At 67.7% G+C, this 12,392-nt stretch carries 15 protein-coding genes; 7 read left to right on the top strand and 8 right to left on the bottom strand.

Annotated elements, in window-relative coordinates; all coding sequences use genetic code 11:
• Nucleotides 1-8 precede the first annotated feature (8 nt).
• On the bottom strand, nt 9-281 hold the full coding sequence (locus ACVILH_RS17560) for a DUF3606 domain-containing protein (protein ID WP_456714009.1): 273 nt from the start codon (nt 279-281) through the stop codon (nt 9-11).
• Between the two features lie 1,026 nt (nt 282-1,307).
• On the bottom strand, nt 1,308-1,571 hold the full coding sequence (locus ACVILH_RS17555) for a DUF3551 domain-containing protein (RefSeq protein ID WP_456717010.1): 264 nt from the start codon (nt 1,569-1,571) through the stop codon (nt 1,308-1,310).
• Nucleotides 1,572-2,231: 660 nt separating this feature from the next.
• Between ACVILH_RS17555 and ACVILH_RS17550 the strand changes: the two genes are divergently transcribed.
• Complete coding sequence (locus ACVILH_RS17550; RefSeq protein ID WP_456714008.1) at nt 2,232-2,489, top strand: hypothetical protein; 258 nt, start codon at nt 2,232-2,234, stop codon at nt 2,487-2,489.
• Nucleotides 2,490-2,611: 122 nt separating this feature from the next.
• Here the strand turns inward: ACVILH_RS17550 and ACVILH_RS17545 are convergent, their stop codons facing one another.
• The 5 genes from ACVILH_RS17545 to ACVILH_RS17525 all read right to left on the bottom strand — a co-directional run bounded on the left by ACVILH_RS17545 (nt 2,612) and on the right by ACVILH_RS17525 (nt 6,453).
• Nucleotides 2,612-3,307, bottom strand: coding sequence for a VIT1/CCC1 transporter family protein (locus ACVILH_RS17545; RefSeq protein WP_456714007.1), 696 nt, complete (start codon nt 3,305-3,307; stop codon nt 2,612-2,614).
• Nucleotides 3,308-3,408: 101 nt separating this feature from the next.
• Nucleotides 3,409-3,957: a cytochrome b gene (locus ACVILH_RS17540; RefSeq protein ID WP_456714006.1), complete on the bottom strand. Its 549-nt coding sequence runs from the start codon at nt 3,955-3,957 to the stop codon at nt 3,409-3,411.
• A gap of 109 nt (nt 3,958-4,066) precedes the next feature.
• On the bottom strand, nt 4,067-5,485 hold the full coding sequence (locus tag ACVILH_RS17535; protein ID WP_456714005.1) for a sensor histidine kinase: 1,419 nt from the start codon (nt 5,483-5,485) through the stop codon (nt 4,067-4,069).
• The gene (locus ACVILH_RS17530) at nt 5,482-6,147 is read right to left on the bottom strand and encodes a response regulator transcription factor (RefSeq protein WP_456714004.1); all 666 of its coding nucleotides are present in this window, start codon (nt 6,145-6,147) and stop codon (nt 5,482-5,484) included. Before ACVILH_RS17530 ends, ACVILH_RS17535 begins: the two co-directional genes overlap by 4 nt.
• Complete coding sequence (locus tag ACVILH_RS17525) at nt 6,148-6,453, bottom strand: PepSY domain-containing protein (protein ID WP_456714003.1); 306 nt, start codon at nt 6,451-6,453, stop codon at nt 6,148-6,150. It abuts the gene before it with no gap.
• A gap of 25 nt (nt 6,454-6,478) precedes the next feature.
• On the opposite strand from ACVILH_RS17525, the gene ACVILH_RS17520 reads away from it, so the two are divergent.
• The 6 genes from ACVILH_RS17520 to ACVILH_RS17495 all read left to right on the top strand — a co-directional run bounded on the left by ACVILH_RS17520 (nt 6,479) and on the right by ACVILH_RS17495 (nt 11,913).
• Nucleotides 6,479-6,694, top strand: a complete 216-nt coding sequence (locus ACVILH_RS17520) for a hypothetical protein (RefSeq protein ID WP_456714002.1) — start codon at nt 6,479-6,481, stop codon at nt 6,692-6,694.
• 93 nt (nt 6,695-6,787) lie between these two features.
• Nucleotides 6,788-7,021, top strand: a complete 234-nt coding sequence (locus ACVILH_RS17515) for a hypothetical protein (protein ID WP_456714001.1) — start codon at nt 6,788-6,790, stop codon at nt 7,019-7,021.
• Between the two features lie 198 nt (nt 7,022-7,219).
• Nucleotides 7,220-7,537 (top strand): ArsR/SmtB family transcription factor, encoded by a 318-nt coding sequence (locus tag ACVILH_RS17510; RefSeq protein ID WP_456714000.1) that lies wholly within the window; start codon nt 7,220-7,222, stop codon nt 7,535-7,537.
• 46 nt (nt 7,538-7,583) lie between these two features.
• Nucleotides 7,584-8,948, top strand: coding sequence for an FAD-dependent oxidoreductase (locus ACVILH_RS17505; RefSeq protein WP_456713999.1), 1,365 nt, complete (start codon nt 7,584-7,586; stop codon nt 8,946-8,948).
• A 25-nt stretch (nt 8,949-8,973) separates the two neighbouring features.
• Nucleotides 8,974-10,161: an MFS transporter gene (locus tag ACVILH_RS17500; RefSeq protein WP_456713998.1), complete on the top strand. Its 1,188-nt coding sequence runs from the start codon at nt 8,974-8,976 to the stop codon at nt 10,159-10,161.
• 177 nt (nt 10,162-10,338) lie between these two features.
• Nucleotides 10,339-11,913 (top strand): EAL domain-containing protein, encoded by a 1,575-nt coding sequence (locus ACVILH_RS17495; RefSeq protein WP_456713997.1) that lies wholly within the window; start codon nt 10,339-10,341, stop codon nt 11,911-11,913.
• 9 nt (nt 11,914-11,922) lie between these two features.
• On the opposite strand, the gene ACVILH_RS17490 is transcribed toward ACVILH_RS17495, so the two are convergent.
• Nucleotides 11,923-12,351 (bottom strand): CHRD domain-containing protein, encoded by a 429-nt coding sequence (locus ACVILH_RS17490; protein ID WP_456713996.1) that lies wholly within the window; start codon nt 12,349-12,351, stop codon nt 11,923-11,925.
• Nucleotides 12,352-12,392 lie beyond the last annotated feature (41 nt).

Below are 12,392 nucleotides of genomic sequence, written 5' to 3'. Positions count from 1 at the left end.
CGAGCCGGCTAGTGTGTTTCGGATGTTGCAACGGTCTCGGCAGCGCTCTCCGTTGCCACGGAGGCAATGATTTCGGCGGGAGGCACATCGGCCGGCACGGACGTCTTGGTCCGCTGCAGATGCACTTCCTTCGAGATCGCGGCGATGGAGTTGCCGATGCGGCCCACGATTTCGGCGAGCTCAGCCTGGGTGACGCGAAGCCGGCGCGTGACGATGCGCACCTGGACCTTGTCGGTCAGATCGAGCTTGTTGCGGATGGGCTGGATTTTGGGACGGCGCATGGGGCTCCTCCTGCAAGAGGTCAACCGCCGCTCTGGAATTTGGTTCCCATGGGAAGCCGCACTGCGACAAAGCGGACGCGAGCTGCAGAGAGCGGGCTTAACAGACATGGCGAGCTTTTGCGGATGTGCGAGGTCGATCTCGCGGCGGCATCCGCCCGAGTGATGTTGGCGATGTTGCCCCCGATCGAGCAGAGATCGAGCAGAGGGCGCAGGGAATGCCGGGAGCTGGCCGCCCCATGGCCCGCCTGCAGAAAAATAAGCAGGCGGCAGTCACCACAGGTTCAGCCGAGACATCCCGGCATTCCCCGCGCGATGGTTTTCACGCTTATGTCGCGCTCTCCCCAGTGTCCGGCTTCTAGCCACTGTCGCCCGGAGATCATCGCCCCCGGACTTGACGCCAGCATCGGGGCGCCAGGACCACGCGATTTTGCGTCCGCAAGCTAGCCGTTCGTCCGCGCGGGTCTCCCCACGCTGCGACAGGCCTGCAGCCACCGCATCCCGCGCCCAACGTTCCGTGACGATCGCGAAGCGCCCCTCTCGAGGAGCACGGGATGGCGGGAGTAAAACATGAATTCTGAAAAATAGCAAGATATTTATTTTTCAAAGAAGCGCCTGCCCGCCTCTCTGTGCCGTCATTCCGTTGCGCGGTACCAGCGAATGCGCCCCGCGGTGCCAGTGAATGCGCCCTCTCCCCCAAGGCGAAGCGAAGCTTCGCCAGGGTGGGAGAGGGCATGTAGGACGGCTCAACAAGCTCGGTTGGGCGAGGGGTTTGTCTCTACGACGTCACTCGTGGAAAGAGACCCCTCACCCGACCGCATGCGCGGGTGGGCCGTACATGCCCTCTCCCGCAAGGGGAGAGGGCGCTGTATTGCACACCGTGCGTAGTTGGGCGAGGTCGGTCGCCGGGTCGGGACACGGCGAGCGCAAGACCCGTGCGGCCCCACCATCGTCATTCGCCCGAAACGCGCGGTGGGCACGATGCGACGCGGCGGTGCCGCGTGCGCTTCTTTGCCCACCCTACTGCACCTATCGGGGCGGCAAACGACGGTGCCGCTCGGATGGACTTTGCTCCGTGGGGCGTTGCACATAAGGGTTCAGCAGGCACATGGCAGACAGGCTTGCAGCCGCCACCTTGCACGCCTCCCACGACCGGTACTGGCATGAGATCGTGGTGGAGCCGCCCCACTCCCAGATCTGCAGGCATACGGGATCTTTGCCGTCGAACTGTTGAGCCGCGGCTGGAACGGTCGCGAACAAGGTGATCGAAGCCGTGACGAGGAGCGTGCGCATCATGGCACATCTTGGCACGAGGCTAACCGATCCGAAAGGCCCGCTGGCGCGGCCATGTCCGTGCGGGCTTGATCTGCCGGTGCGGCGGGTTCGGTATCCCCACCGTCAGGTGACCATCTCTTGCTCCGGTGGATAAGCCCGCCGACGGCCTCAGGGCCTCCGCTGAGGTCTGCCTCCTGTATGAAGCCGACCAGCCTTGCTTGACTGCTCGAGGGCCGCTTGTGACCCGAACCGGACTACTCGTAACAACTTGGTTCAGTTGACTTGAGCCGGACGATGCGCGTCCCCGAGTATTAGCATCGCTAACGGCGCTAACGGTCCCACCACGACGGCCGCCCAAAGCCATCGCCAGGATGATCTGTTGCGTTCGCGCGCCATGGCACCCGCGAGCGGTATAGACCCAATCGAGACGATTACGAAAATCCACCAAGCCATTGGCATTCTCCGACGTCCAATGGAACAGTAGCACAAGGGCAACTCTCACGGCCGCCCTTCATCAAAAATTGAGGTCGCTCCCGTCGCGGGCGATGTGCCTCCTGGCCCATCTCAGAACTTCCGCCCGGCGCGGCGGTCGCCAACCTGCTTTGCATCACGCTCACGATCCATAGGGATGCCCTGACAACCCATGATTTCGATCACGGCATCGTCGCGAGCGTATGGTTGGCCCTTCTCTTCGGCATCCCTCTTCTGAACCCAAGCTTCGCGCTTTACGTGTTCCGCCGCTTCGCCCCCGTCGCGATCCTGCTGACCACGCTGCTGCTGCTGCTCCTGATCCTGACAATGAATATCAATGAACTCATTCGCTACCGGGAGAGCGGCATCTTCGAGCGCTTTCCGAAGTGGGACACGCCCGGTGTTGCCCTGCTCTTTCTGAGCATGTTTGCGGCCGCGATGGTCGTGGTGCGGGCCATCATCTGACTCGTCCTTCTGCTTCAGGGAACAATCCCGACACGTCCCGTTGACGAGTCCAGGACCCGCCCATTGCCCGACGCGCGCGCTGGGCACGCGGCGAAGCTGCCCGGCACTCAGATGCATCCGCCCTACCCGAACAGATGCGCCAGCCAGAACGCCGCGCCGGCGGCGAGGCCGCCGACGAGGGCGGTCTGCAGGGCGGACTTGATCTTGCTGACGCCGGTGAAGTGGCCCTTGATGGCGCCGAAGATCAGGAGCGCGATGCCGGTCGCGACCACCGAGATGCGCATCGCCGGCGCGATGTCGTGGACCAGCATGTAGGGCACAAGCGGGATCAGGCCGCCGATCACATAGGAGCCGCCGATCGTCACGGCGCTGACCGGCGCGCGCTTCGGATCCGGGCGCTCGAGGCCGAGCTCGAAGCGCATCATGAAATCGACCCAGCGCTTGCGGTCGGCCGCGATGGACTCGACCACCGTCGTCAGGGCCTGGCCTTCGAGGCCGTAGCCGCGCAAGATCTCCGCGACCTCCTCGATCTCGCGGCCACGCAGGCGCTCGACCTCGTCATGCTCGCGCTTCTCCTCCGCGGCATAATGCTCGGCATCGGTGCGGGCGGCGAGATAGCCGCCGAGCCCCATCGCGATCGCGCCGGCCACGACCTCGGCGAGGCCGGCGGTGACGATCACGTCGGTCGTGGTGACCGCCGCCGACAGGCCGGCGGCAAGCGCGAACGGCACGGTAAGGCCGTCGGCCATGCCGATCACGACGTCGCGGACGCTCTCGGAGGCGGTGAAGTGCTTCTCGACATGAGGCGTGGCCGGCATGGGACCTCCGATGGGATCGCTGATGGAGTCCCTTTAGGCGGAGTCGGCCACCGTCTCGATGACATGAATCATGACCGCAGCAATCATCACCGCAACCCTCCTCATCGCAGTCCCGGCACCATCCGTTTCAAGGTCCGGTCGTGCAGCCAGTAATGATGCAGCAGGGCAGCGGCGGCATGCAGCCCGATCAGAATCATCAGGCCGTTGGCGAGCGCCTCGTGCATCTCCTTCAGGTCATGGGCGAAGCCCCGGTCGGCGGACCAGGGTGAGGCGATCTCGACGAGGCCGAACACCGGCAGCGCCTCGCCGCTCGCGAACTGGGTGAGGATGCCGAGGACCGGAATCGCGAACATGATGCCGTAGATCAGGAGATGCACGATCTCGCCTGCGTGCACGGTCCAGGTCCCGAACCTGGTCGCTTCGGGCACCGGCGGCGGATCGGCGAGGCGCCAGGCCAGACGCGCCAGCGCGAAGCCGAGCATCGACAGGCCGAGCGAGGCATGCAGGAACAGGCCCAGATCATGGGAGCCTCGCGGCAGCATATCGCCGAGATGACCGGAGATCCAGGCCGCCGGCACCAGCACCGCGACGATCCAGTGCAGGCCGATCGCAACCGAGCCATAGGCCTTGGCGGAATTTCGAATACGCATGATCAGCTTCCTTCGACCATTGGGCAGCCCGCCGCCGGCACGCCGAGCGCGGACTGGGATGGATCGAGGCCATAGCCGACCGGGAGCGTCGCGCCGCTGACGCGGGATGTCAGCCGGCTGTCAGAATGGAGCGCGCCGGACTTGCCGCGGGAAGCGCAGGCCGCGGTCCGCCGCCGACCGACACGATCGCCGGGGCGATCGTGATCCGGGCGCCGCCGAGCTCGGAGCGGCCGATCTGCAGCCGCCAGCCATAGGCTTCGAGCACGTCCTGCACGATCGCGAGCCCGAGGCCGCTGCCCGGCCCCTGCTCGTCCAGGCGGCCGCCGCGCTCCAGCACGCGGCCGATCTGCGCGTCCGGAATGCCCGGGCCGTCATCCTCCACCGCGATGAGCAGCGGCTTCGCGCTCGCCACGATACGCACCGTGCTCGTCGCGTGGCGCGCGGCATTCTCCAGGAGATTGCCGAGCACCTCGGCGAGATCGGTGCGATCCATCGCCACGCGCAAGCCGGGAGGCACCTCGCCATCGAAGCTGACATGGGCGGCCGCCGGCGTGCGCGCCAGCGTGCCGAGCAGCGCGTCCACCAGCGGCGCCAGCTCGGTCGCGGCCTCCGGCCCGCCGCGCGCCTTGCCGCGCAGCCGCGCCAGCGCCAGCTCGCGATCGACCTGCCGGCTCATCGCCTCGGCGACGTCCTCGACATTGCGCGCCAGCTCCAGCTGGCCGAGCTCCTTCAGCCGCGCGGCGTCGGCGGTGAGCGCCGCAAGCGGCGTCTTGAAGCCGTGGGCGAGATCGGCGGCGCGGCTGCGCGAGCGCAGAATCTCGCGGCTCTGCGCGTCGAGCAGCGCGTTGACCTCCTCGACCAGCGGCGCCACCTCGGTCGGCACCTCCAGCGGCAAATGCTGGCGCTGGCCGCCGCGAATCTCGGCGACGCGCCGGCGCAGCACCGCGAGCGGACGCAGGCCGAGACTGACCTGAACGGTGGTGCCGATCGCCAGGATGATGGCGAGCACAGCGAGCGCAATCGACAGATCCTTGGCGAAGGCGCGCACCGCGCTGGTGGCGCCGTCGAGATCATAGGCAACGGCCGCGCGGACGCGGATCTGGCTGCCCGGATTCATCACGATGCCGCGCTCGGCGACCAGCACGCGCGCACCCACCGGTCCGGTCAGCTCGTGCTGATGCACGTCGCTCGGTCCGGGCTCGTCGATCGGCAGCGGCAGGATCGTGTCCCACAGCGAGCGCGAGCGCAGGAGCTGGCCGTGATCGTCGGAGATCTGCCAGTACAGCCCCGAGAGCGGCACCGTGAAGCGCGGATCGGCCGGCGGCCGCGCCACCATGATGCGGCCGTCGGCATCGACCTCGAGCCCGTTCAGCAACTGGCGCAGATGCACATCGAGATCGGATGCGAGCGTGCGCGCGACATGGCGCTTGAACAGCACCACCATGCCGGCGCCGGCGACGCCGAGTGCGACCAGCAGCGCGATGGTGCCCGCCGCCACCAGCCGCAGCCGCAGCGAGCCGAGCCTCATTCCGCCGTCTCCGGGATCATGTAGCCGAAGCCGCGCCGGGTCTCGATGATGTCGGCGCCGAGCTTCTTGCGGACGCGGCGGATCAGCACCTCCAGCGCGTTGGAATCGTGATCATGGCCGAGGCCGTAGACGTTCTCCTCCAGCTCGTGCTGCGGCACGACGCGCCCGCTCTGGCGCAGCAGATAGGCGATCAGGCGATATTCCAGTTGCGACAGCGCGACCGGCACGCCCGACAGGCTGACCTTCATCTGGCGCTCGTCGAGCGTCAGGTCGCCCGACGACAGCACCGGCGCCGCATGGCCCGAGGACCGCCGCACGATCGCGCGCAGCCGCGCCAGCAGCTCCTCGTTGCGAAACGGCTTTGGCAGATAGTCGTCGGCGCCGGCGTCGATGCCGTCGACGCGCTCGGCCCAGCTCGCGCGCGCCGTCAGGATCAGCACCGGCATATGCCGGCCCGCGCCGCGCCAGCGCTTCAGCACGGACAGGCCGTCCATGCCGGGCAGGCCGAGATCGAGGATGACGGCGCCATAGTCCTCGGTGTCGCCGAGAAACCAGGCCTGCTCGCCATTGGCGGACGTCTCGACCAGATAGCCCGCCGCCTGCAGCGTCCGCGACAGATCGGACGACAGCCGCGGATCGTCCTCGACCAGCAGCACACGCATCTATTTTTCCTCGACCCGCTCGATCTCCCCGCTGCGCGCATCGACATAGACCTCGCGCATGCGGCCGTCGCGGCCGATCATCCTGAACTCATAGCGCCAGCGGCCGCGCTGGCGCTCGATGTCGATGCCGGTCACGTCGCCCGCGATCCGGCCGCGCACCCGCGGCAGGATCTGCGACAGCGGCAGCACGTCGCCGGCCTCCACCGCGCGACGCACCGCATCGCGGCGCTCGCGATCGTCCTCGCGCGCATCGGTCGCCGCCGAGGCCGCCGTCGAGATCAGCATCGCCAGTGTCGCGATGCGCATGAACCGTCCACTTTGAGGCAAATGCATGATCTTTCCGGGGCCCGGCGCTTTGTTGTCGAAGCTCTTCGTCACGATCGCGCCGCGCCGGCCGATTGTCGATTGCGGAGCATTCGCAAATGCTAAAGAGGCCGCATGGATTTTAGTGTGGACTTGCGATGTCCAAATTACGCCTGAGACCGATGCGGAGTCGAGCCTCACGGTGATGCGACATCCTGCCTGGAACAAGCTGACAAATCGCTGACGCGGCACGACAGGTTGTCGTCAGCGCCGATGCAACACACTAGCCCATGCCCCCGACGGAGAGCGGGGCACGGATGACTCGGAGAGTGTGGGTATGCGTAGGACGTTGACGTTGGCCGTCTTGCTGGCGGGTGTCGGTGGGATCATCGCGGTGGCGCAGGCCAGCCAGGAGACGGCGCCGGAGCTCGTGCCGGTGAGCCGCGCCCCCGGCGCCATCACGCATCTCCCGGCCATCCATATCCAGGCCGACGACCGCACGCTGAGCTACGAGCCCGCCCGCCGCGAGCGCGAAGGCGACGACGACGAGCAGGACGAGCCGCGGCGCTGACGCGCGGGCTCAGGCCTCGAGCTCCGCGACGGCGGCAACACCAGCCCGCCCTGACGGAGCGAGCAGCCAGCTCATCAGCCACGCGCCCATCGCGGCTCCGCAGAGTTCGGCGAAGACGGCTACTGGCCACTCCATAATTTCTAATATTCTAGAAATATCGTTTGACAGCCGCCTTTGGCTTGCCGCATCCTCCACGCCATGAAGCTCGACGACGCCGCCGCTCGCCTGGAAGCCCTCGGCAACACCACGCGCCTGAAGATCTACCGCGCGCTGGTGCGGGCGGGGCATGCCGGGATGCCGGTGGGCAAGCTGCAGGAACGGCTGAAGATCCCCGCCTCCACTTTGTCGCACCACGTCAAGACGCTGGTGGCGGTCGGTCTGATCTCGCAGCAGCGCGAGGGCACGACGCTGGTCTGTCATGCGGAGTATGACGTGATGCGCGCGCTGCTCGGCTTTCTCGTTTCCGAATGCTGCATCGAGGAGCGCGGCTGCGGTGCTGCGAGCACGGCTGCCTGACGATTTGCCCTTTAATTCGATCATTCTAGAAGTACGGGAGGTAGCCATGAAGGATGCGAAGACGGTCGCGATCATCGGCGCCGGCCCGGTCGGGCTTGCCGCGGCGGCGCATGCGCTGGAGCGCGGATTGAGGCCGGTCGTGCTGGAGGCGGGCCCCGAGGCGGCCCATGCGGTGCGGCAGTGGCAGCACGTGCAGCTGTTCTCGCCGTGGAAGTACAATGTCGATACGGCGGCGGCCCGGCTGCTCGCGCATATCGGCTGGAATTCGCCGGATCCTGAGATCTATCCGACCGGCCGCGAGCTGATCGAATCCTATCTTGCGCCGCTGGCGACCCGCACGGCGCTGCGCGACCTCATCCAAACCTCGCATCGCGTCACCGCGATCAGCCGTACAGGCTTCGACAAGGCCAAGTCGAAGGGACGCGCTGCCGCGCCGTTCGAGCTGCGTTATCGCAACGGCAAGGGCGATGCCGCGATGCTGGCCGATGCGGTGATCGATGTCTCCGGCACCTGGTTCTCGCCCAATCCCGCCGGCGGCAACGGCCTGCCCGCTTTTGGCGAGCACGAGCATCAGGCGCGCATCGCCTATGCCATGCCCGACATACGCGGCACGCAGCGCAGCCGCTATGCCGGCAAGACCACAGCCGTGCTCGGCGGCGGCCATTCGGCGATCGGCACCCTGATCGACCTCGCGGCACTCGCCGAGGAGGCGCCGGGCACGCAGGCGATCTGGCTGCTGCGTGCCGACGATCCGGCGAGATCATTCGGCGGCGGCAGCGCCGACGAGCTCGCCGCGCGCGGCGAGCTCGGCATGGCCTTTGCCGCACTGGTGCAATCTGGGCGCATCACGGTCGAGAGCGGATTTCAGGTCAGCCGCATCGCCGGCGACAATGGACGGCTGCGGATCAGCGCGAGCGGCGACCGCAGCGTACACGCGGATAAGCTGATCGTTGCCACCGGCTTCCGTCCCGATCTGTCGATGCTCTCGGAGCTGCGGCTGCGTCTCGATCCCGCGATCGAGGCGCCGATTTTGCTCGCGCCGCTGATCGATCCGAACGAGCATTCCTGCGGCACGGTGCGGCCGCACGGCGCGCGCGAGCTGGGGCAGGCCGACGAGCCCGGCCTGTATCTCGCGGGCATGAAGAGCTATGGCCGCGCGCCGACCTTCCTGATGATGACCGGCTACGAGCAAGTGCGCTCGATCGCCGCCGACATCGCTGGCGACAAGACAGCCGCCGCGCGCGTGGAGCTGCAACTGCCCGAGACCGGTGTCTGCACCCGCGGCGGGGTGGCGAGCATTGCAGCCCTGCCCGGCTGCTGTGGCGGGCGGGCGCCGGCGGAGGTAGACAGTTGCTGCGGTGATGACGCCAAAGCCAAAGCGGCCGGGCGCACCGGATGCGGCTGCTCATGACGCGGCACCAACGAGGGCAAGAGGAATGCAGGCACGACGGCTGGGCGTGGTCATCGCTCTCGGCACCGCCCAGACCTTGGCGTGGGGATCGAGCTACTATCTGCCGGCGATCCTCGCCGATCCGATCGCGCGCGACCTCGGCATCTCCGACAACTGGTTCTTCGCCGCGTTCTCGGCGTCGCTGATCATCTCCGGGCTGCTCGGCCCGCGCATCGGCCGGCAGATCGACCGGGTCGGCGGCCGGCAGGTGCTGTGCGCCTCCAACATCGTGCTGGCGATCGGGCTCGCGCTGCTCGGCCTGTCGCATTCGCTCTGGGTGATGGCGATCGCCTGGCTGTGGCTCGGCGTCGGCATGGGGCTCGGGCTCTACGACGCCGCGTTCGGGGCGCTCGGGCGCATCTACGGCAAGGATGCGCGCGGCGCGATCACCGGCATCACGCTGATCGCGGGCTTCGCCTCCACCGTCGGCTGGCCGCTGAGCACCTGGGGGCTCGCGACGATCGGCTGGCGCGAGACCTGCTTCGCCTGGGCGATCGCGCATCTCCTGATCGGCCTGCCGCTCAATCTGTCGCTGCCGCGGACCACAGCGATGGCGCCAGGCGAGATGCCGACCGGCAAGCCGACCATCCCGCTCGACCGCCCGATGGTGCTGATCGCCTTCGCGATGGCCGCGGCATGGACGGTGACCGCGGCGATGGCGGTGCATCTGCCGCGGCTGATGCAGGCGTTCGGCGCCACGCCGGCGCAGGCGCTGTTCGCCGGCATGATGATCGGGCCGGCGCAGGTCGCCGCGCGCGTGTTCGAGGCCGGCTTCCTCAGCCGCTTCCATCCGCTCGCCTCGGCCCGGCTTGCCTGCATCACCCATCCGATCGGCGCCCTGACCATCGGATTGTTCGGCGGCGGCGCGGTGGCGGCGTTCGCGCTGCTGCACGGCTCCGGCAACGGCATTCTTACTATCGCCCGCGGCACCTTGCCGCTCGCGATCTTCGGCCCGGCCAACTACGCCTACCGGCTCGGCCTGATCGGCGCACCGTCGCGGATCTGCCAGGCCTTCGCGCCGCTGCTGTTCGGACTTCTCATCGACGTGCTCGGCCGTGGCGTGCTGATCGTGTCGGCGAGCCTCAGCCTGTCGGCGCTCACTGCCTTGATGCTGCTGTCGGCCGATCGCGCCACGAGCGCGGTGCCCGAGAGCGCGCCCGACAAGGCCGCGTGAGTGCATGCCGGCCGCTGCTAGGACTTCCTTAACCAGCTTTGCGCAGCTGCGGGCCCGCTTACCGCTGCCGCGCAGCAGCTTGGCGTGCATATACGGAAAGTTGAAGGTTGGGCGAAACGATGCTCCGTGGTCATACGGGGGGCGGTCACGAGCGCGATGGCATTGCAACGACAACACATGCTTCGTGTCGGAGCGGTGGTCGCCTGCGTCGGAGCTTTCCTGACGGGCGCCGATCTCGCCATGACTGCGCTGATCGGCGACCAGACCGCGCGCCAGCTCAGCGAGCTCAGCAAGGTCGCGCTGCGGCGTTCGGAGGCCGCGATCGACTCGGCCGGGGCGATGCTCCACCGCCTGATCGCCAAGGGGCCGATGGATTGCAGCCCGATCGCGCTGCAGGCGCTGCGCCTGCACGTCTATCAAGGCACCATCGTCAAGGACATCCGCACCGTCGACCGTGACGGCACGGTGCAGTGCGCGGCCTATTCGGAAACGCTCGAATTCGACAATGGCTGGGCGCGGCGCGACGAGATGTTCAAGTCCACCGACGGCCAGCTGCGGCTGTTCCGCGTCGAGCAGTTCACCGGCGCCGCCTTCGGCGTGCTGCACGACATCGACGCGCAGCGATCCCTCGTGGCGATCCTGCGCATCGACGGCAACCTGCTCGACGTGCTGCCAGTGGGCCTGCGAGCGCAGAGCAACGTGACCTTGACGCTGCCGGATGGCGAGCAGGTCGCGGGCTATCATCCCGACGCTTCTGCCAAGCCGCCGGCCGAGATGGTTGCGTTCACCATTGCGTCGGATCGCTATCCGCTGCAGGCGACGATCCATGTGCCGCCGCAGAGCCTGAGCGCGCGCCGTGAGACCGCCTATCTGCTGATGATGCTGGCGGCCGGCCTGCTCGGCGGCGTGTTCGGCCTGCTGCTGGCGAGCTATCTCAAGCGCCCGGCCGATCCGGTCGCCGAGCTCGACCGCGCGCTCGCGGCCAACGAGTTCAAACCCTATCTTCAGCCGACCTTCAATCTCAGGACCGGCGACATCGTCGGCTGCGAGATCCTGGCGCGGTGGGAGAAGCCGGACGGCCGGCTGCTGCCGCCGATGAGCTTCATCCCGCTCGCCGAAAGCTCAGGCCGCATCGAGAGACTGACCTGGCAGATCCTCAAGACCGCCCTGCGCGAGCTGCAGCCGGAGCTGCGGCAGGACAAGCTGTTCAAGCTGTCGGTCAACATCACGCCGCGCCATCTGCTCGGCGACGGATTCGTCGACGATCTGCGCAAGGTGGTGGCCTCCTCCTCCGTCTCCACCCGCCAGGTCGTGCTCGAGGTCACCGAGCGCGAGGAGCTCGCCGATCTCACCAAGGCCACCGACGTCGTGAAGGAGCTCGGCGAGTTCGGCTTCCGCATCGCGCTCGACGATGTCGGCATCGGCCATAGCGGCCTGTCCACGATCCAGCGGCTCGGCGCGCGCATCCTGAAGATCGACAAGTTCTTCGTCGATGCGATCACGCGCGACCAGTCGGCGGTCGTCGTGGTGCAGATGCTGGTGGCGCTCGCGCGCGAGCTCGACATGTCCGTGGTCGCCGAGGGCATCGAGCATGCGGAGCAGGTCACCGCGCTGCTCGCCTGCGGCGTGGAGGAAGGCCAGGGCTATCTGGTCGCCCCGCCGATGTCGCTCGACCGCTTCAAGCAGTTCCTCGACGTGCGGCGCGCCGCGGCGCCGGGCGGCCGCGCGGCCAAGCCGGAGCTCGCGGCGTGAGCGCGCGCTCTATTGCTTGACCATCTGGCCGCGGATCTCGCCGCCCGGGTTGGCCTGGGTGTGGATGTTGGCGTACCATTTGCCGGCGAGCAGATCGGCCGCCTGCGCATCGGTGAGCGCGGCCGCGCCGGTGATCGGCGGCTCCGGGCTCTTGAACGGCAACACGATGCCGGCGGTTTTGCCGGGCTCGCTCGGACCGTGGAAGTGGGCGCCGATCGGCGGGCCGCTGAGACCGGAAAAGGTGATCTTCCAGGTCAGCGTCTTGCTCGCAACGTCGAAGCTCGCTTCCGCCGTGCCGGTTGCCGCGCTCGCATTCGGCGGCACCTCGTTGGCGGCCTTCAATTCGGATTTCAAGACGATGGTTTCGGCTTGCGCCGATGGCGCCGCCGCGGCGGCGGCAGCCAAGGCGAGCAGCGCCAGGACGAGTCTCCGATGCATGGTTTCCCCCGATGGTTTTCCGCAGTCTGGAGAGGGATGAC

The sequence above is a fragment of the Bradyrhizobium sp. USDA 4353 genome (assembly GCF_054063215.1).
The sequence above is the reverse complement of the archived record's forward strand: the minus strand, read 5'-3'. Positions and strand labels throughout refer to the sequence as shown.

Excerpts from the sequence above, each read along its gene's own strand:
- ACVILH_RS17515 (WP_456714001.1), top strand. The coding sequence starts at position 6,788 with ATGCGTAGGACGTTGACGTTGGCCGTCTTGCTGGCGGGTGTCGGTGGG.
- ACVILH_RS17555 (WP_456717010.1), bottom strand. The coding sequence starts at position 1,571 with ATGCGCACGCTCCTCGTCACGGCTTCGATCACCTTGTTCGCGACCGTT.
- ACVILH_RS17545 (WP_456714007.1), bottom strand. The coding sequence starts at position 3,307 with ATGCCGGCCACGCCTCATGTCGAGAAGCACTTCACCGCCTCCGAGAGC.
- ACVILH_RS17500 (WP_456713998.1), top strand. The coding sequence starts at position 8,974 with ATGCAGGCACGACGGCTGGGCGTGGTCATCGCTCTCGGCACCGCCCAG.
- ACVILH_RS17535 (WP_456714005.1), bottom strand. The coding sequence starts at position 5,485 with ATGAGGCTCGGCTCGCTGCGGCTGCGGCTGGTGGCGGCGGGCACCATC.
- ACVILH_RS17520 (WP_456714002.1), top strand. The coding sequence starts at position 6,479 with ATGATCTTTCCGGGGCCCGGCGCTTTGTTGTCGAAGCTCTTCGTCACG.
- ACVILH_RS17560 (WP_456714009.1), bottom strand. The coding sequence starts at position 281 with ATGCGCCGTCCCAAAATCCAGCCCATCCGCAACAAGCTCGATCTGACC.
- ACVILH_RS17540 (WP_456714006.1), bottom strand. The coding sequence starts at position 3,957 with ATGCGTATTCGAAATTCCGCCAAGGCCTATGGCTCGGTTGCGATCGGC.
- ACVILH_RS17530 (WP_456714004.1), bottom strand. The coding sequence starts at position 6,147 with ATGCGTGTGCTGCTGGTCGAGGACGATCCGCGGCTGTCGTCCGATCTG.
- ACVILH_RS17510 (WP_456714000.1), top strand. The coding sequence starts at position 7,220 with ATGAAGCTCGACGACGCCGCCGCTCGCCTGGAAGCCCTCGGCAACACC.
- ACVILH_RS17525 (WP_456714003.1), bottom strand. The coding sequence starts at position 6,453 with ATGCGCATCGCGACACTGGCGATGCTGATCTCGACGGCGGCCTCGGCG.
- ACVILH_RS17490 (WP_456713996.1), bottom strand. The coding sequence starts at position 12,351 with ATGCATCGGAGACTCGTCCTGGCGCTGCTCGCCTTGGCTGCCGCCGCC.
- ACVILH_RS17495 (WP_456713997.1), top strand. The coding sequence starts at position 10,339 with ATGCTTCGTGTCGGAGCGGTGGTCGCCTGCGTCGGAGCTTTCCTGACG.
- ACVILH_RS17505 (WP_456713999.1), top strand. The coding sequence starts at position 7,584 with ATGAAGGATGCGAAGACGGTCGCGATCATCGGCGCCGGCCCGGTCGGG.